Below are 17,339 nucleotides of genomic sequence, written 5' to 3' on the forward strand. Positions count from 1 at the left end.
GCAGCGGGACGCAGGCGAGTTTGCTGCGTCCCGCTTTCCCCGCCTGAGCGGAGAAGATAAGAAGTAGCTGGATTTAGCCGCGGCTGCCTTTCATCAGGTCGCGCTTCATATCGATGATGTTCTGATAATCGGCAACCGTCGCCTGACCGATGTGCTGCTCGCCGCCCACCGCTTTCACGAAGCAGGCGTGATCTTCCTTATCCAGCTTTTTAATCGCCGACACCACTTTCGCTTTAAAGTCAGCGGGCAGCTTGTTGCTGACCAGCACCGGACCGTTGGGGATCAGCGGTGACTGCCAGATAATGCGGATCTGCTTCATCAGATCAGGATGGTCCATGCGGATCAGACGGCCAAACGCGCCAGAGGTATAGCCGCTGTTGTAGTCACCGACCAGTGAGGTCCAGGTCACAGCGCCATCAAACTGGTTGTTCAGCACGCCCAGAATGTCCTGCTCATGGCCGCCGGAGAAGGTCACGCTGGAGAAGGTGTTGTTATATTTGTCATCCACTGAGCCGCCGAACATCTTCTTAAACGCCTGGTTCGGCATCAGGAAGCCGGACGTCGAGTCGGGATCGGCCATACCGAAAGATTTCCCTTTCAGGTCTTCCAGCTTTTTGTAGGGGCTGTCCGCTTTGACGATCACCACCGAGTGGTAGCCGCGTGACTGATCTTTGTCATCCACCACAATGCCAACCACATCCACCGCTTTCGGGTCCTGAATGTAGACCGACGCAAACGAGGCTGGCGACATGCTCAGCACCATATCGATCTTGCCACCCAGCAGACCCTGAATCACGCCAGAGTAGTCGGAGGCGTTGCGCATCTGGGTATCCACACCCAGCTCTTTATCAAAGAAGGTCTTCACACACTGATTATCGCCAATCTGCTGGGTGGCGTTCTGACCGCCCAGAATCCCCAGATTAAGCTGTTTCGGCGCATCCGCTGCGCTGACACCAAACGCCATTACACTGGTCAGGAGTGCTAAAGAAGTCAGTTTCATTCGGGGTTGTTCTCTTGCTGTGGAAGTTAATGGATTTGGTTAAGTTCATCGCCGTACAGCTGGTGCAGCAGGCTGTCGGTCAGTCCTGAAGGATGGCCGTCAAACAGCACCACGCCGCGCTGAATGCCAATCACCCTGGTGCAGTAGCTTTTCACCAGCTCAATCGAGTGCAGGTTGACCATCACGCTGATGCCCTGCTCGCTGACCTGACGCAGCACATCCATGATGCGCTTGGTATTTTTGGGATCGAGTGACGCCACCGGCTCATCGGCCAGCAGGATTTTGGGGTTCTGCATCAGGGCACGGCAGATCGCCACACGCTGCATCTGACCGCCAGAGAGGTTTTCCGCCCGCTGCAGCGCCTGCGGCAGCATGTTCATCCACTGCAGCAGTTCGATGGCGTGCGCCCGGTCATTGTCGGAGAAGATTTTAAAGAAGGATTTCAGCGTACCGGTCTGGCTCAGACGGCCCAGCAGCACGTTGGTCAGCACGTCGAGGCGTGGCACCAGACAGAAATCCTGAAAGATCATGCCGCACTGGCTGCGCCATTCGCGCAGCTGGCGGCTGTTGAGCGTAACCACGTTACGATCCGCTTCGCCATGATGCAGACTGATAATCGCGCCGGAAGTCGCTTCAATCGTGCCGTTGAGCATGTGCAGCAGGGTCGATTTACCCGCGCCAGAGCGGCCAATCACCGCCACCAGCTCACCGGCGTGCAGGTCGAAGCTGACCTGATCCAGCACCTGAGTGTCGCCGTAGGCTTTGCTCAGTTTCTGCACCGACAACACTTTTTGTCCGCTAAGGCTGGCCGGTGGCAGGTCGTTGTCGACCACCGTTTTCAGAAGTGCCTGTGCCATGGTTTCTCCGTCATCGCTGATTGCGTTCTGCGGGTTATTAAGGCGTGACGCGATGAACACGAGATGACAGTCAGATGATCAAACCGTGACAGGCCAGTGCGTGCCGCACAGCAATGTCTGGCCGTCACGGGCAGCCAGCACACCGTCCGGCAACGGGTTCTCAGCTAACCAGTTATCCATCTCATGACTGAGATGGGTGAGCCAGGTCTGACGCGGCTGGAGCATCTCTGCTATCGCCAGCGCCTGGGTCACATCATTATGGTTACGCGGTTCTGCTTGCGGCGGATCGTTGCAGTCAATCACCAGCTGGTCCAGCGGCTGACCGCGCAGGAAGTCGGCGGTGTCGGGTGGCAATCCGCAGGTATCACACAGCCAGGCGAGCCGGGTGCCGTGCCAGTCGAACAGATAGCCATGCGTCAGCTTCGAGTGCTGCAACGGCAGCGGCGTAACCTGCAGTTCACCAAAGGCGTGTGCTACAAACGGCGTTAAGGCGGGACGGAAATCGAGCAGGCCTGGATGTTTATAGAGATCGTCACAGCCTCGCGGATCGGGTGGACCCCAGACCGGAACCGGCGCGCCCACTCCCCAGCGCAGTGCAAAAAGCCCTTGCACATGATCCATGTGGTAGTGAGTCAGCAGAATGCGTGTCAGTGTGCCGGGCGGGAAGCGCGACGCCAGCAGCGGCAGACCGGCATCCAGCAGGATGCGCTCGCGACCAAACTCAATCAGCGCGCTGCAGGGTGCACGCGCGTAGTCGCTGTTGAGCTGCGCACGCTGACAGGCGCGACAGTCGCAGCCCGGCAGCGGTGCGGCAGTGACCCCGCCAGTACCCAGAAAAGTGAGTTTCATTGATGCGCCTTTGGTAGCGGATGTCGATGCCGGACTGTCACCGCCGGTGCCAGGATAAGAGAGTTTCATTGATGCGCCTCCAGTATCTGACGCAGCAGGCACACGGTATCCGCCAGCGCGCCGTCGTTGTTGAGGATAAGGCAGCCATCGGGCTGCGGCTGTGCGGCGCGCGCCAGCCGCCGGGCGATCTCCGCCTCATCTTCCCGTCCGCGCTGGCGCAGCCGCGCTGCCAGCACGGCGGGTGTGACCTGCAGACAGACCGGCAGCAGCTGCGTGCCGAAACGGGCCTGCGCCTGCGCCAGATGCAGCCGCGAACCGTTCACCACCACATTCTGCCCGCGCAGCAGCCACTGCTCCGTCTCACAGCCAATGCCATAGCTGAAACCGTGCGCCTGCCAGCTCACCGCGAACAGTCCCAGCGCGGCGCGGCGGGCAAACTCCGCCTCGGTCAGCGCCACATGGTTTTCACCGCCCGCATCGGCGGCGCGGGTAATGTAGCGATGGGCGATCAGGAGCCGTGGCGGAGGTGCCGCCCGCAGCGCATCCAGCAGGCTGTCCTTACCCGAACCCGAAGGACCAGTGAGCCAGATCAGCCGCGCCATCAGTACACCTGCCGGCCTTTGCTCCAGACGTGCCGCACGTGCGGGTAGCCGTGTGCGGTATGCGCCAGCACCAGATCGGCGCGGCAGCCTTCGGCGATTACCCCGCGATCTTCGAGCCCTAAGGCGCGCGCCGGGTTACAGGTGACCAGCGCGATCGCCTGCGCCATGCCGAGGCTGTTGCGCTCATCATCTGCCAGCCGGAACGCTGCATCCAGCAGGCTCGCCGGATAGTAATCGGAGGAGAGAATATTCAGCAGGCCGTGTGACGCCAGCTCCCAGGCGGCGACGTTGCCGGAGTGCGAGCCGCCACGCACGATGTTTGGCGCGCCCATCAGCACCTGCATATTGCGATAACGCGAGGCGCGTGCCGCCTCCAGCGTGGTAGGAAACTCCGCGATGCGGCTGCCTGCCGCATGGGACTCCTCCACGTGTGCCGCGGTGGCATCATCATGGCTGGCAATGGCGATGCCATGTTCCCGGCAGAGTCCGGCAATCGCCTGACGATTGGGCTGTGACCATTCTGCCGCCAGGGTGAGCTGGTCATGCTCGAACTGATCCATCTCCGCGTCGTTGAGCTGATATTTGCCCTGATAATATTCGCGATACTTCGTCAGGGATGCGTACTGACGCTGACCCGGCGAATGGTCCATCAGCGACACCAGCGCCAGCTCCGGCGTGCCCATCAGCGCTTCAAACAGCGGCGTAGTGGTGGGATGCGGCAGTTCACAGCGCAGATGCAGCAGATGCTCGGCCCGGTTCAGTCCTTTGCGGTTGCTGTCGCGGATGGCGTCGATCATCTTGCTGAGGTTATCCAGCCGGTGCCCGCCGTCGCGCACATCCCCGACGCCAATCGCATCCAGCACCGTGGTAATGCCGCTGGAGACCATCAGCGCATCGTGGCTGCTCATCGCCGAGTGTGCCGGCCAGTCCACTTTCGGACGCGGCGTGAAAAACTTATCGAGGTTATCGGTGTGCAGCTCCACCAGACCCGGCATCAGCCAGGCGCCCTCGCCATCCAGCGCGCCCGGCTGCTGGCTGGTGGTTTCGCTGAAGCTGCTGATGCGCTCGTCGCGAAACTCCAGCGATCCGGTTACCACTTCGTTTTCCAGCACCAGTCTGACGTTATTGATGATCATGCCTGCGCTCCTGTCTCGATTGGGTGCATCAGGTGCAGCCGGTCCGCTACCCGCTCGCGCACCGCCCGATCGTGAAAAATACCGACGATGGCGGCACCACGGGCGCGCGCCTGTTCAATTAGGCTCACCACCGCCTCGCTGTTGACACTGTCGAGCGAGGCGGTGGGTTCATCCAGCAGCAGCACCGGATAGTCGGCGATAAAGCCGCGAGCGATATTGACGCGCTGCTGCTCTCCGCCAGAGAAAGTGGACGGGGCCAGCGACCAGAGACGCTGCGGCACGTTGAGCCGGGTCAGCAGTTCGGCGGCACGTGCTTCACATAAGGCGCGCTCGACGCCGCGCTCCAGCAGCGGCTGCATCACAATCTCCAGCGTCGGCACGCGCGGGATCACCCGCAGAAACTGGCTGACCCAGCCCAGCGTGTCGCGGCGCAGGGCGATAATCTGGCGCGCCGATGCCTGCGCCATGTCGATCCACTCGCCCTGATGCGCGACCCGAATGTGGCCGCTGTCGGGCTGATAGTTGCCGTAAAGCGCGCGCAGCAGTGTGGATTTACCGCTGCCGGAATGACCGTGCAGCACGACGCATTCGCCCTCGCCTGCCGTCAGGCTGGCGTTATGCAGCACCGGCAGCGCCGCGCCTTTCTGGTTATGCAGCACAAAGGTTTTACACAAATTCTCTACCCGCAGGCGCGGAGTGATAGTTGTCATTTAATTGAGCACCGAAGAGACCAGCAGTTGAGTGTAAGGATGATGAGGATCGTCCAGCACGCGGTCAGTCAGACCGCTCTCCACCACCCGCCCCTGCTTCATCACCAGCAGGCGATGCGCCAGCAGTCGCGCCACGCCGAGATCGTGGGTGACAATCACCACCGCCAGATTAAGTTCGCGCACCAGCGTCCGCAGCAGATCCAGCAGTCGCGCCTGCACCGACACATCCAGCCCGCCGGTCGGCTCATCCATAAACATCAACTGCGGCTGCGTCACCAGATTCCGGGCGATCTGCAGCCGCTGCTGCATACCGCCGGAAAAGGTGGTGGGCAGATCGTCGATGCGACCGGCGTCAATCTCCACCGCCTGCAGCCAGCGGCTCGCCTCGGCGCGGATGTCGCCATAGTGGCGCTGTCCGGTCGCCATTAGCCGTTCGCCGATGTTGCCGCCCGCGCTGACCTGCGAACGCAGCCCGTCCATGGGATGCTGATGCACCACGCCCCATTCGGTGCGCAGCAGGCGACGGCGATCGCTTTCACTCATCTGATAGAGGTCGCGATTCTGATAGAGGATGCTGCCCTGCTGCGGCGTCAGACGCGCCGACAGGCTCTGCAGCAGCGTGGTTTTACCGGAGCCGGACTCGCCGACAATGCCCAGCACTTCGCCGGGAAAGAGATCAAAACTGACCTGCTCAAACCCTTTGCCCGGCGCATAAAGATGGGTGAGCTGGTTCACCGCAAGCAGCGGCTTTTCACTGTGCATGTTGCTGTTCCTGCTGCTGATGGCAAAAGTCGGTGTCGGAGCAGACAAACATCCGCGTTCCCTGATCGTCCATCACCACCTCATCGAGATAGCTGTGGCGCGAGCCGCACAGCGCGCAGGGTTCATCCCACTGCTGCACGGTGAACGGATGATCGTCGAAGTCCAGGCTTTCCACACGGGTGTAAGGCGGCAAGGCGTAGATGCGCTTTTCACGCCCGGCACCAAACAGCTGCAGCGCGGGCATCATGTGCATCTTCGGGTTGTCGAATTTGGGAATGGGCGAAGGATCCATCACGTAGCGATCGTTGACCCGGACCGGATAGGCGTAAGTCGTCGCGATGTGGCCGTAGCGGGCAATATCTTCATACAGCTTCACCTGCATGATGCCGTACTCCTCCAGCGCATGCATGGTGCGGGTTTCGGTTTCGCGCGGCTCAATAAAGCGCAGTGGCTCCGGGATCGGCACCTGGAAAATCAGGATCTGATCCTCTTCCAGCGGCGTTTCCGGGATGCGGTGCCGGGTCTGGATCAGGGTGGCATCGGCGGTGTGCTCGGTGGTGGCAGCATTGCTGACCCGCTTAAAGAACTGGCGGATCGACACCGCATTGGTAGTGTCATCTGCGCCCTGATCGATCACCTTCAGCACATCCTGATCGCCAATCATGCTGGCGGTGATCTGGATGCCGCCGGTGCCCCAGCCGTAGGGCATCGGCATCTCACGTCCGGCGAACGGCACCTGATAGCCGGGGATCGCCACCGCTTTCAGGATGGCGCGGCGGATGGTGCGTTTGGTCTGCTCATCGAGATAGCCGTTGTTATAGCCGGTGAGTTCAGCCATGGTTGCGCTCCTGATAATCGTGCTGCAACTGTTTCAGCAGTTCCAGTTCCGCCTGGAAATCGACGTAGTGCGGCAGCTTGAGATGCGAGACAAAGCCTGCGGCTTCCACGTTGTCGGCGTGCGACAGCACAAACTCCTCATCCTGCGCCGGGCTGGTAACACGCTCATGCTGTTCGCGGCTTTGCAGCGCCCTGTCCACCAGCGCCATCGCCATCGCTTTACGTTCGGCGCGGCCAAACACCAGCCCATAACCCCGGGTAAAGTGCGGCGCCGTGTCGTCGCTGTGGGCAACGCCGTTGACCATTTCACACTCCGTCAGCAGCAGCTCACCGATCTCCAGTTCAAAACCCAGCTCTTCTGGACAGATACTGACGCTGAGAGTGCCGGTGCGGATCTCGCCGGCAAACGGATGGGTGCGGCCATAGCCGCGCTGGGTCGAATAACCCAGCGCCAGCAGAAAGCCTTCGTCGCCACGCACCAGCTGTTGCAGGCGGGCGGCGCGTGAGGCGGGAAAACTCATCGGCTCGCGAGTGATATCGACAGGCTCGCTGCCGTCATCCATCTCAGCGGCAGCCAGCCCTTCATCGCTCATCATGCTGAACATGTGCGGGCACTGATCAGGCACCGAACGATCGTCACGCGGCGCGGCAGGCGTTTCGCCATTGGCCAGCAGGGTGAAATCGAGCAGACGGTGGCTGTAGTCGTAAGTTGGCCCCAATACCTGGCCGCCCGGCAGATTTTTATAGACCGCCGAGATGCGGCGTTCGATGCGCATCGCACCGGTCGCCAGCGGCGTGCTCTCCGCCAGGCGTGGCAGCGTGGTGCGATAGGCGCGCAGCAGAAAGATCGCCTCGACCAGATCGCCGCTGGCCTGTTTAATCGCCAGCGCCGCCAGTTCGGGATCGTAAATTCCGCCTTCGGTCATCACCCGATCCACCGCCAGTCCCAGCTGCTGCGCCACCTGATCGCAGCCGAGTTCGGCTACCGCCCGATCGCCGCGCCGCAGATCGGCCTGCAACTGGTGGGCATTTGAAATGGCTTTTTCGCCCCCTTTCACCGCGACATACATCAGCACACCTCCACAACGGTGGTGCGCGGCACGGCCATGATCGCTTCGCCACAGGTGAAGATCAGATCCACGCCCTGTGGAAACGGATGCGGACGAGTGCGCAGATATTCCAGCACGCTTTCGGGCAGCTGTGGCGCGATGGCGCGGGTTTCCCGCAGGCCAGGGCCGGAGAGGCGCAGCGTCAGGCCGCCATTCAGCGACGGCACTTCGATAATCAGCGTGGTGCTTTTTTCTGGTGACATGTTGTCACCGGCCGCGAACTGCGTCGGATCGGGCTGCGCCGCCGCATGGCTCAGGGCAAAAGGCGCATCCTGCTGTGTGGTGATCGGCGCGCCGGTATGGAAGCGCAGATTGTTGCGCAGCTGTTCGTTGTCGATTTCCGCATCCAGCCAGACCGGGCTTTCCTGATCGACCAGCGTCAACAGCAGCGCCGTGGCCGCCGGTGACAGTGCGCCCCAGCCCTGTTGCAGCGGCAGCGAGACCATCACGCCCGGTTCGCTCATCGCTTTCAGAATGCGGCGAAACGCGCGCTGCGCATCCGCCACCGGATGGTTAAAACTTGCCAGTAAAGTCATCAGTTATCTCCGCGAACCAGCGTAAAGAAATCCACTTTGCTGCTGGCGATCTCGCGGGCGCGCAGCTGTCGCTGCTCATCGCGCCACGCCGCCAGCGGGGTAATAATCTTCTCTTCCAGCAGTTGCCGGGTTTCCGGCTGCTGCAACAGCGCATCCAACAGGGCGCAGCGTTCGGCATGGGCTTTGTCACGCCCTAACAGATAGCTGTAACCCAGTGTGCCGTCGCTGAGCTGCACCACCACGCGCGTCACCGTGGCATCACCCATCACGAAGCGTTTGCCGGTGGCCCCCATCCGCGCCTGCAACCGTGTCAGCCCGATCTCTGCCGGACGGATCAGGGTAAAGGCGGGCTGGAGGTTAAGCGCCTGCCAGTGCGTCTCAAGCAAGGCGGCGCTGCTGTGCGCCAGCACCGACAGCCAGCGCTGGCGATCCGTTTGCTGTTCCATTAGTGCTCCAGAGTCAGTTCAATCATGTCGCCGCGCGTCAGGCTGACGGAGTATTCCGCCACCGCGCCATCACTGGTTTTGTTCAGGGTCCGCACGCAGAGCAGCGGCGAATGCAGCGCGATGTCGAGCTGCCGACACTCTTTGGCCTGCGCCCGGCGGGTGCTGATGCGGGTCTGGGTGCGAACCAGTTGCTTGCCGGTGTGCTCCACTAAGAAGTCGTGTAGCGACCCGCTGTTAAATTGCTGAAGCTGTGGCCACCAACTGAGGTCGGCGAGGAAATGGTTGATCAGGCAGAGCGGCACGCCGTTGGCGCGACGCAGGGTGCGCAGATGAATGACGTTGTCGCCCTCTTTCACGCCCAGCGCATTGGCAACGTCGTTGCTGGCCGGACGCAGCACCGCCAGCAGCCGTTCGCTGGTGGGATGACTGCCCTGCTCCAGCAGGTTCTGGCTGAATCGCGCCTGAGCATGCAGCGGATAGTCATAAGGGCGCATCAAAACCAGGATGCCGACGCCGTGACGGCGCTGCAGCAGCCCTTTGTGCACCAGCTCATCCACCGCCCGACGCAGCGTGTGGCGATTCACCTCATAGTGATCGGCCAGTTGTTGCTCGGAAGGAAGATAGTCGCCGCAGCGGTAGCGCTCTTTCAGCGCCTGCTCCAGTTGTGCGGCAACAGCCTGATATACAGTGGTCGGATGTCTGGATAACTCCATCACGATGAAATCCTCACGGGTTACAGAGTGGGAACGCAGTGAAAAGACGCTGCGGGATGGTGTTAGCTTGAGGGGATCAGATGACAGAACCGTGACGCGGGGGGTGAAGGAGAGGTGAATGTGGTAGTCAGGGATTTACAGCAAGCAGGCATTGAGCCTGTTCGCATAGAACGACTGGCTGCCTGGTGTACACTGGAACGAACTAACGTTGCGCTTAATGGAGAGAATATGTACGGACCGGATCCCGCCAATCCCCATCCAATGGAAGGCTTCCCACAGGTTTGTTTTATCAAAAATACGGTGAAAAACCCCAACATCATAATCGGGGATTTTACTTATTATGATGACCCTGAAGACTCAGAAAACTTTGAGCGCAATGTCCTTTATCACTTCCCTTTTATTGGTGACAAACTGATCATTGGTAAATTCTGCGCGATAGCCAGAGGCGTTCAGTTCATCATGAACGGGGCAAACCATAACATGGCGGGTTTCTCCACTTTTCCGTTTTACATTTTCGGAAATGGATGGGAAACAGCCCAGCCTCAGTCCGGCGATCTGCCCTATAAAGGCGATACAGTGATTGGTAATGATGTATGGATGGGTTATCAGGCGCTGATTATGCCAGGCGTTAAAATCGGCAACGGCGCAATAATCTCGTCACGTTCTGTTGTGACGTCGGATGTCCCGGCCTATTCGATTGTGGGTGGCAACCCGGCCAGAGTGATCAGGCAGCGTTTTACTGATGAAACCATATCCCGACTAGAGAAGCTGGCCTGGTGGGACTGGCCGGTAGAAAAGATTACTCAAAACCTACCGGCAATTATCTCCGCAGACCTTGAAGCACTGCCAGATGAATAGCCGGGCAGAAGTGGAATAAACACTGCCCGCTGCTGGCAAAGGGTGGCGGTCATCCGAAACGAGTTCGCATAATTTCGCGCAGACTGATGTATCAATGTGTTTGATTTACCGCCGGAGTGTGGGTTTAAACAGGAGTCGTTATGCTCTACATCTTTAGTGGCCTTCCGGGTTGCGGAAAAAGCACTATCGCTAAAATGTTATCTGAAAAATTGAAAGCGGTGTATTTACGCGTCGACACAGTTGAACAGGCTCTGCGTAATAGTTCAGCAACTTTCAGGGATATTGGCCCTGAAGGCTACTTCATCCTTTATGAGCTTGCGCGGGACAATCTGCAACTAGGGTCAACTGTTGTCACTGACTCGGTGAATGACCTTAACCTGGTGCGCGATAGTTTTCGTGATATCGCACTATCATCAGGTGTTCCCTTTCTGGAAATTGAAATCCTCTGTTCGGATCCAGAACAGCATCGTGCCCGTGTAGAGAACAGAATCTCAGATATTCCTGGTTTAAAAGTGCCTGACTGGCAAGCCGTTGTGGATCGTGTTTATGAACCGTGGACCAGAGACCATCTGCTGTTGGATACCGCAGAATTATCGCCTGCTGAGTGCGTTGATATCATTATCCAGACAAGCATTTAGCCCTGACCGCGTTCAGCCCGCACCCTTAACGGCAATCAACGTTTTAACCTGAGGCTGCACCGATCAAAACAGTTGTGGGCACTCTAAGTACTTAGACCTGAGCGGCAATATCAGCAGGGTTATGAAGAAGATGGGTAAGGCAACCCGGGTTGCTCTAGGGTCAGGTCTGTTATGAGCAAGGACCGGACATTTCTAACATCGCGGTATATTAATCATCGGGGAGCAGGTATCAGGAAGTGGCCAGGCGCGTAACAGAACCTTTACGGCCCTGCTAAGCAGCGCCAACCTTGATAGCTTAATGTCTATCGATATCTGTATTTATTGAATGATTGTTCTTATGTATTAAAGTTCTTGAGACCTTTTTTTAACGAGTTCATTGCTCACACTGCGAATGGATGACAGAATGAAAATCGATAAGCGTTCCGAGCTAAACCTGTTGTAAAACCTACCGACACCCCCTTTTTTGATGCATAATGTTTTCACTCTGTTACTGACTAAAGGTCATAGAAGTTAGCAACCCCTTGTTAGACAGATCATGGATTATCACTTAAGTGAATATGGAATAAATAAGGTTTACGAATGACGGCCCCAAACTCCGCAAGCTATCCCATTCCTGCTGATTGGCAAAATTTTGAGAGACTCTGCATCACTTTGATGAGCGAAATCTATGGTTGCAAGTTTCAGGCCTATGGCCGTAGCGGGCAGCGGCAGAACGGCGTAGATGCGCTTGGCATTCTTCCAAATGGAGATGTAATCGCAGTTCAGTGCAAAGGTAGGGATCAAGGTTATGGTAGTAGACTTAAACCAAAGGATATTCATACCGCAGTTAGAGAAACTAATAATTTCAAGAATAGAATCGCTCACTTCTACATTCTGTCGACCTGCCCAAATGATGTCGCTCTTGAAGATGAAGCCGTGCAGATTACCCAGTCGCATTTGCTTCAAGGACGCTTTCCGGTAACGTTTTGGGGGTGGCAGACACTTGAAAATCAAATTAGGAGGTATGAATCTGTACAGCGGGAACATTTTGGGTATTGGTTCAAGCGTCCATCCAATCTACAGTGGGCAATGCGAATTGCTATTGGATGTCTGTTGATCATTAGCAGTATTTATGTAGTTCATCAGTATCTGACTTATCACAATGCTCAGGTTGATCTCAGAGAGAACACGGATAAAGACATCTCTCAGTTTTTAACTCTGACCAATAAACTGGATCATGCATACAGCACATGTCTGAAGACCCTTGATGAAAAACCATTTTTATCATCATGGGAACTGGATACATTCTGTGCAAAACCTGTGTCAACATCGCTGGGGGAAATTGAATCTCAAGTGAAAGAAACTGGTTTAAATATAGACGCGCGTGCTTTTGATAATCTGTCCGCTATTTTAAAGATATTTCGTGAAGATTATAGGCAAGTGCTAATTGCGTCTGACAGAACCCGTTCATTTGAAAAAAATGTATTACATAATATGAAAGCTCTTTGTCCGCCACTCAAGGATAAGGAGATAATGGCCCGTATGTTTATAGAGCTCAGAGAACCTGCAGAAGCTGCACAAATAAGCCAGCTTGAGTTTTACTTTGTTCTCAGAGATTTCATAATGCCAAGTTTAGATGCGGTAAGGGCACAGGTTCTTGTCTCTACCAGACAGATAAATAACCAGCAGATACCACAAACCCTTATGGAAGAAGCAAAAGAACTGAACCAACTTATCAGTGAGCGAAATAATTATAATATCGAACCACCACAGGCCCCATTTAGTCTGGCAGTAGTTAAGTCAATGAGCTCGCGGGCAATAACAATGACTGGAGAGATGCCAGATCAAGTAGAGGAGGCTCGTTGGGCCGATTTGATGTTGGGAAGCATGACTTTTGCAATGGAGGGCAATCCAAAAGAGGTTGACGAATTGGTTCAATGCGGTTTATATAAACCAGAAACACCTAATATTATAAAAAGTAGGAATCAAGAGAAAATTCTAAAATCAAAAATTCAATAATTGCAATGAGAAGTGAAAATATATTTTATTTTGAGAGTTATGCATTGCAAATAAAAAATACCCCAAGGAGTTGACATGTCAGGAGCATATATAATCTTGAAGTAAGAGATTGATGAAGTTGCCGAAAAGGCGATTGAAGCATTTAAGTTATCTTATTACAAAACTGCTCATTCAAATCTTCATGACCCATTAATTAGATGGTGTTATTTTATTAATTCCGACCGTCGCTGTGCACTGGACCACACTCCCTCGCTCAGGCTGGCAAGGCTGTAACAAGCACCTTCGGCGGCCATGTCAGCGCTCCGGATTGGGTCGGAATATGCACTTTATGTTTGCGATTAGTGATCTGCTCACCAGTAATTACTACAAAATGCTGTAACAACTTCAGCTCTTGGCACCAGGCGGACAAACACACCATCGCCTGCCCTGAAAGAACAACGGAGCAACAGCCATCAGGATGCACACACCCACGCAGACTGCCGCTCCCAGCTTGCCCCTATTCTGCCGTCCCTATTCCCACCTTCTCACGCCCGGTATCCGTCAGTGATGCTCTCACCTGCGGCAGGCTTTCCGGGTAATTCTGCTGAATAAACTCAATCATCTTCTCACGCACGTAACAGCGTAAATCAAAGGCGATCGGGGAGTTCTGCGCGGTCATCAGCATCCTGATGGTCATGGTTTTCTCGGTGGTGTCGGTCACCTGTAGCACAGACGTTTCCTGATCCCAAAGCTTGGTTTCGCTCAGCACCTTTTCAAAATGCTTGCGCAGCGGCTCCAGCGGCATGGAGTAATCCACGTAAAGGAACACCGAGCCTAAGATCTGGGCGTTATTGCGCGTCCAGTTCTGAAACGGATTTTCGGTAAAGTAGGTGATCGGCAACACCAGCCGACGCAAATCCCAGATGCGCACCACCACATAGGTCAGGTTGATCTCCTCAATCCAGCCCCACTCTTTTTCTACCACTACCGCATCATCAATTTTAATAGGCTGGGTAAAAGCGATCTGAATACCGGCGAACAGATTGACCAGCGACTTCTGCAGCGCAAAACCAATAATGATACCGGCAACACCCGCACCGGCCAGAATGGTGGTGCCGAATTTCCGGACGCCGCAGGGAAGCTGAGCAGAATCAGCGAAACACAGAACAGAACCAGGATGACAATAACCACTTTTTTGACATAGATAATCTGCGTGCGAATTTTACGCGCACGAAGGTTATTGGAAATATTAATGTCATAGCGGATATAAAGCATATCCTGCGCCACATTGGTCAGCCGGATTAAGACCGAGCAAAATGACATAATAATAAAGACATTGATGATATTGGTGATTAAAGAGAGAGATTCCGGTTGGAAATCGATGTAATTAACGCCGACATTAATCATTAATAACGGAATAAAAAAGAACATCGAGCCGCTAAGATGCTTCTCAAGGGATTTAAACAGTTTTCTGTCACGAATCTGCCAGTAGCGGATGAACCGGAGCAGGATAAGGCGGGCCAGAAATCCCAGCACAAAAGAGAGCGAGACGAGTAATACAACAGGCACCCATGACGGGAAACCAGATAACTCACCGAATAACAATGGCATTATTTTCCCTTATAGTAAGCTGACAACCTCAGGCTGTCAGATAAGTGACAAACTCAGTAACCGTTGTCTTCACGGCTATCCGTTCGTAACACAATCAGCGCACATGAGTATGAACCATAGCGGCGAAGTTAACAGGAAATGCACGGTGATGCGTCCAGAGAGGCTGTCGCGCGCCAGCCTTATGGCTACTGATACAGAGGCCGAATGTTGGCCCTCATGTCACCGTCCAGCCAGCTAACCCCATTAAAATATCTGATACAACACGGCCACTTTTTCACTCCCCTTTTTTTTAGCCAGCCCTGATCATCCGGCAACAAAAACGTTGCCAGAATCACTAAGCGCAACGCTTTGCGTGGACGTTTTTGTGCAATCTGCTAATTTTTAAGCTGTTCCCCTGCTGCTGAGAAAAACAACAATATGATTAACACCCTTAAACTTTCCTCTGATTTTCGTCGCAGTTTCCTGCGTGAGGTATTGGTGCCGCTGGTCGCTATCTTATTGCTGACGTTTGTAGGTGCAGGGGCTGCGCTCTTTGTTGGCACCTCACTTACCAATACGGAGGCCCGGCATCAGCAGCAACGGATGATTGAGGCCTCTTTTTCACAGAGCCTGAATGAGCATCTGCGCCAGCTACATAGCCTGTCGCGCTGGGGACCCTTTGAGCAGCATCTGGAGGAGGGCAACAGCAGCAGGTGGCTGGATGAGAACATTGGGCTGTGGCTGTATGAGATGTTCGGCCATCAGCTGATTCTGGTGCTGGACCAGCAAAATCAGATCGTCAGAGTCTGGCGCGAAGGCCAGCCGGTCTCCGCCCCTGAAGATGACCCGCTGATTGGTGAGGTGCTGCAAAGCCCGCTGGTCAACGATCCGGCCCGCCACGATAACGCCGATTATGCCCGTGTGACAAACCGGGCCGCCGCGCTGGCAGTAGGTAACATCCAGCGGGAGAGCAATGCCCTGCCGCGTTTCCGGCTGGTGAGCCTGAAATTTCTTGATGACGGCTATCTGGCGGGCCTGGCGGAACGCAATCAGCTGCAGGGGCTGCACTTCTCCGACGGCACGCCACAGCCGGGAACCGGCGCGCGCTATCTGCTGATCGCGCAGGCGGGTGAGGCGGTTGGCTATCTGAACTGGATCCCCTCCCGTCCCGGTGCGCAGATGCTGCGCACCATCGGGCCATCTACCGGGCTGGCGGTACTGGCGATATCCCTGCTGTGCCTTTATATGGTGCGGCGACTCTGGAACTCGTCGGTGAACCTCTCGCAATCCATGCTCAGGCTCGGCGCGTCGGAGGCTCAGGCACAGCACCTGGCGTTTCATGATGTGCTGACCGGCCTGCCGAACCGCGCACTGGTCGAAGACCGCTTAACCCAGGCGCTGGCTCTGGCGACGCGCCACGATCAGCGGGTGGCGCTGCTGCTCATCGACCTCGACCGCTTTAAAACCATCAACGACACTCACGGTCATCATGCCGGAGATGAACTAATCATCGCGGTCGCACAGCGCCTGAGCCGTATCGTGCGGGCCAGCGATACGGTAGGACGCATCGGCGGTGATGAATTTATCGTGGTGATGCCAGATGTCGATAATATCGGCCAGGTGCATAGCCCGGCGCAGCGCATTATCGATGAACTGAGTGAGCCTTTTACGCTGTTTGGCAGCGATGTCTGGAGTGGCGCTAGTATCGGACTGGCGCTGGCACCCAAAGATGGGGTTGATCGGCTGGAACTGATGCGCAAAGCGGATATTGCGCTGTATGAGGCCAAAAGCGGCGGGCGCGGCACGTATCGACAGTTTGAACGGGCGATGGATGAGTCGGTGCGGACCCGACAGACCATCGCTGCCGACCTGCGTACGGCGCTGCATACCCATCAGGGGCTGGAGGTTTGGTATCAGCCGCTGATGGATATTGGCGGCCAGCAGATGGTGGGCATCGAAGCGCTGCTGCGCTGGCACCATCCAGCCCGCGGCCTGATTGCGCCCGGTGAATTTATCGCGATTGCCGAAGAGACCGGCCTGATTATTCCGCTGGGCGAATGGGTACTGGCTGAAGCCTGCGTCACTCAGCAGCGTTTTCCCGAACTGCTGGTGGCGGTCAACGTCTCGCCGGTGCAGTTCCGCTCTACCGGCTTTGTTGAGCGGGTGATGGCGATTGTCAGCCAGAACGGCGGCGATCCGAAGCGCCTGGAACTGGAGATCACCGAAGGGGTGTTAATCGAAGATGAACGTGAAGCACGCGCCATTATTGTGGAGCTGCGTGATGCGGGCTTCCGGGTTGCGCTGGATGACTTTGGCACCGGTTACTCCAGCCTGAACTATCTCAGCAACTTTCCGGTGGATAAAATCAAAATCGATCGCTCATTCACCCAGTCGCTGGGCGTGGCGGAAAATTCAGTGGCGATTGTTGAATCGGTGGTGAAGCTGGGTCATGCCATGGGTCTGATGGTGACAGCAGAAGGCGTCGAGACGCCAGGACAGATGTCTGCGCTGGCAGATGCAGGCTGTAATCAGTTGCAGGGCTATCTGTTCAGTCAGGCGGTGCCCGCCGATCAGCTCGCGGCGCTGATGAAAACTATTGCGCCAGACAATGCGCAGCATGAGTGATACTGATGTGGAAAGCCTGAGCGCAGCTCTGTGCTCAGGCTTTCCGGCTGCGTGATGCATCTGAGATCAGAAGATCAACATCACCCTTCACCCG

Annotated in this window: 16 protein-coding genes and 1 pseudogene; 4 read left to right on the top strand and 13 right to left on the bottom strand. The window is 56.2% G+C overall.

Annotation, left to right across the window (positions count from 1 at the left end; translation table 11 throughout):
* Positions 1-73: 73 nt before the first annotated feature.
* The 12 genes from phnD to phnF form a co-directional block, all read right to left on the bottom strand.
* A complete protein-coding gene (gene phnD, locus JNO11_RS11990) occupies positions 74-1,000 on the bottom strand; it encodes a phosphonate ABC transporter substrate-binding protein (RefSeq protein WP_010247773.1) in 927 nt (308 codons plus the stop codon).
* A gap of 26 nt (positions 1,001-1,026) precedes the next feature.
* A complete protein-coding gene (gene phnC / locus JNO11_RS11995; protein ID WP_010247776.1) occupies positions 1,027-1,857 on the bottom strand; it encodes a phosphonate ABC transporter ATP-binding protein in 831 nt (276 codons plus the stop codon).
* Positions 1,858-1,935: 78 nt separating this feature from the next.
* A complete protein-coding gene (gene phnP / locus JNO11_RS12000) occupies positions 1,936-2,706 on the bottom strand; it encodes a phosphonate metabolism protein PhnP (protein WP_325177671.1) in 771 nt (256 codons plus the stop codon).
* Between the two features lie 65 nt (positions 2,707-2,771).
* Positions 2,772-3,308 (bottom strand): ribose 1,5-bisphosphokinase, encoded by a 537-nt coding sequence (gene phnN, locus JNO11_RS12005; RefSeq protein WP_010247782.1) that lies wholly within the window; start codon positions 3,306-3,308, stop codon positions 2,772-2,774.
* Positions 3,308-4,444, bottom strand: coding sequence for an alpha-D-ribose 1-methylphosphonate 5-triphosphate diphosphatase (phnM, locus tag JNO11_RS12010; RefSeq protein WP_325177334.1), 1,137 nt, complete (start codon positions 4,442-4,444; stop codon positions 3,308-3,310). The genes phnN and phnM overlap by 1 nt, the downstream gene beginning before the upstream one ends.
* A complete protein-coding gene (phnL, locus tag JNO11_RS12015) occupies positions 4,441-5,154 on the bottom strand; it encodes a phosphonate C-P lyase system protein PhnL (RefSeq protein WP_187492837.1) in 714 nt (237 codons plus the stop codon). The genes phnM and phnL overlap by 4 nt, the downstream gene beginning before the upstream one ends.
* Positions 5,155-5,916, bottom strand: coding sequence for a phosphonate C-P lyase system protein PhnK (gene phnK / locus JNO11_RS12020; protein ID WP_325177335.1), 762 nt, complete (start codon positions 5,914-5,916; stop codon positions 5,155-5,157).
* The gene (locus JNO11_RS12025) at positions 5,906-6,754 is read right to left on the bottom strand and encodes an alpha-D-ribose 1-methylphosphonate 5-phosphate C-P-lyase PhnJ (protein ID WP_033767655.1); all 849 of its coding nucleotides are present in this window, start codon (positions 6,752-6,754) and stop codon (positions 5,906-5,908) included. Before JNO11_RS12025 ends, phnK begins: the two co-directional genes overlap by 11 nt.
* Positions 6,747-7,823: a carbon-phosphorus lyase complex subunit PhnI gene (locus JNO11_RS12030; RefSeq protein ID WP_325177336.1), complete on the bottom strand. Its 1,077-nt coding sequence runs from the start codon at positions 7,821-7,823 to the stop codon at positions 6,747-6,749. Before JNO11_RS12030 ends, JNO11_RS12025 begins: the two co-directional genes overlap by 8 nt.
* A complete protein-coding gene (gene phnH, locus JNO11_RS12035) occupies positions 7,823-8,398 on the bottom strand; it encodes a phosphonate C-P lyase system protein PhnH (RefSeq protein ID WP_010247799.1) in 576 nt (191 codons plus the stop codon). Before phnH ends, JNO11_RS12030 begins: the two co-directional genes overlap by 1 nt.
* Positions 8,398-8,844 carry a phosphonate C-P lyase system protein PhnG gene (gene phnG, locus JNO11_RS12040; RefSeq protein WP_325177337.1) on the bottom strand — a complete coding sequence of 149 codons (447 nt, stop codon included), beginning with the start codon at positions 8,842-8,844 and terminating at the stop codon, positions 8,398-8,400. The genes phnH and phnG overlap by 1 nt, the downstream gene beginning before the upstream one ends.
* A complete protein-coding gene (gene phnF, locus JNO11_RS12045; protein ID WP_010247805.1) occupies positions 8,844-9,557 on the bottom strand; it encodes a phosphonate metabolism transcriptional regulator PhnF in 714 nt (237 codons plus the stop codon). The genes phnG and phnF overlap by 1 nt, the downstream gene beginning before the upstream one ends.
* 228 nt (positions 9,558-9,785) lie before the next feature.
* Here phnF and JNO11_RS12050 point away from each other — a divergent pair, with 228 nt between their 5' ends.
* The 3 genes from JNO11_RS12050 (at position 9,786) to JNO11_RS12060 (ending at position 13,051) form a co-directional block, all read left to right on the top strand.
* Positions 9,786-10,415, top strand: a complete 630-nt coding sequence (locus JNO11_RS12050) for a Vat family streptogramin A O-acetyltransferase (RefSeq protein ID WP_187491506.1) — start codon at positions 9,786-9,788, stop codon at positions 10,413-10,415.
* 140 nt (positions 10,416-10,555) lie between these two features.
* Positions 10,556-11,053: an AAA family ATPase gene (locus JNO11_RS12055; RefSeq protein ID WP_163798670.1), complete on the top strand. Its 498-nt coding sequence runs from the start codon at positions 10,556-10,558 to the stop codon at positions 11,051-11,053.
* A 579-nt stretch (positions 11,054-11,632) separates the two neighbouring features.
* Positions 11,633-13,051: a hypothetical protein gene (locus JNO11_RS12060; RefSeq protein WP_325177338.1), complete on the top strand. Its 1,419-nt coding sequence runs from the start codon at positions 11,633-11,635 to the stop codon at positions 13,049-13,051.
* 496 nt (positions 13,052-13,547) lie between these two features.
* On the opposite strand, the pseudogene JNO11_RS12065 reads toward JNO11_RS12060, so the two are convergent.
* Positions 13,548-14,641: pseudogene (locus JNO11_RS12065) on the bottom strand (mechanosensitive ion channel domain-containing protein).
* A 417-nt stretch (positions 14,642-15,058) separates the two neighbouring features.
* Here JNO11_RS12065 and JNO11_RS12070 point away from each other — a divergent pair.
* Entirely contained in the window at positions 15,059-17,245 is a 2,187-nt protein-coding gene (locus JNO11_RS12070) for an EAL domain-containing protein (protein ID WP_325177339.1), read from the top strand.
* Positions 17,246-17,339: the final 94 nt, after the last annotated feature.

The organism is Pantoea sp. 1B4, from assembly GCF_016925765.1.
Classification (GTDB): Bacteria; Pseudomonadota; Gammaproteobacteria; order Enterobacterales; family Enterobacteriaceae; genus Pantoea; species Pantoea agglomerans.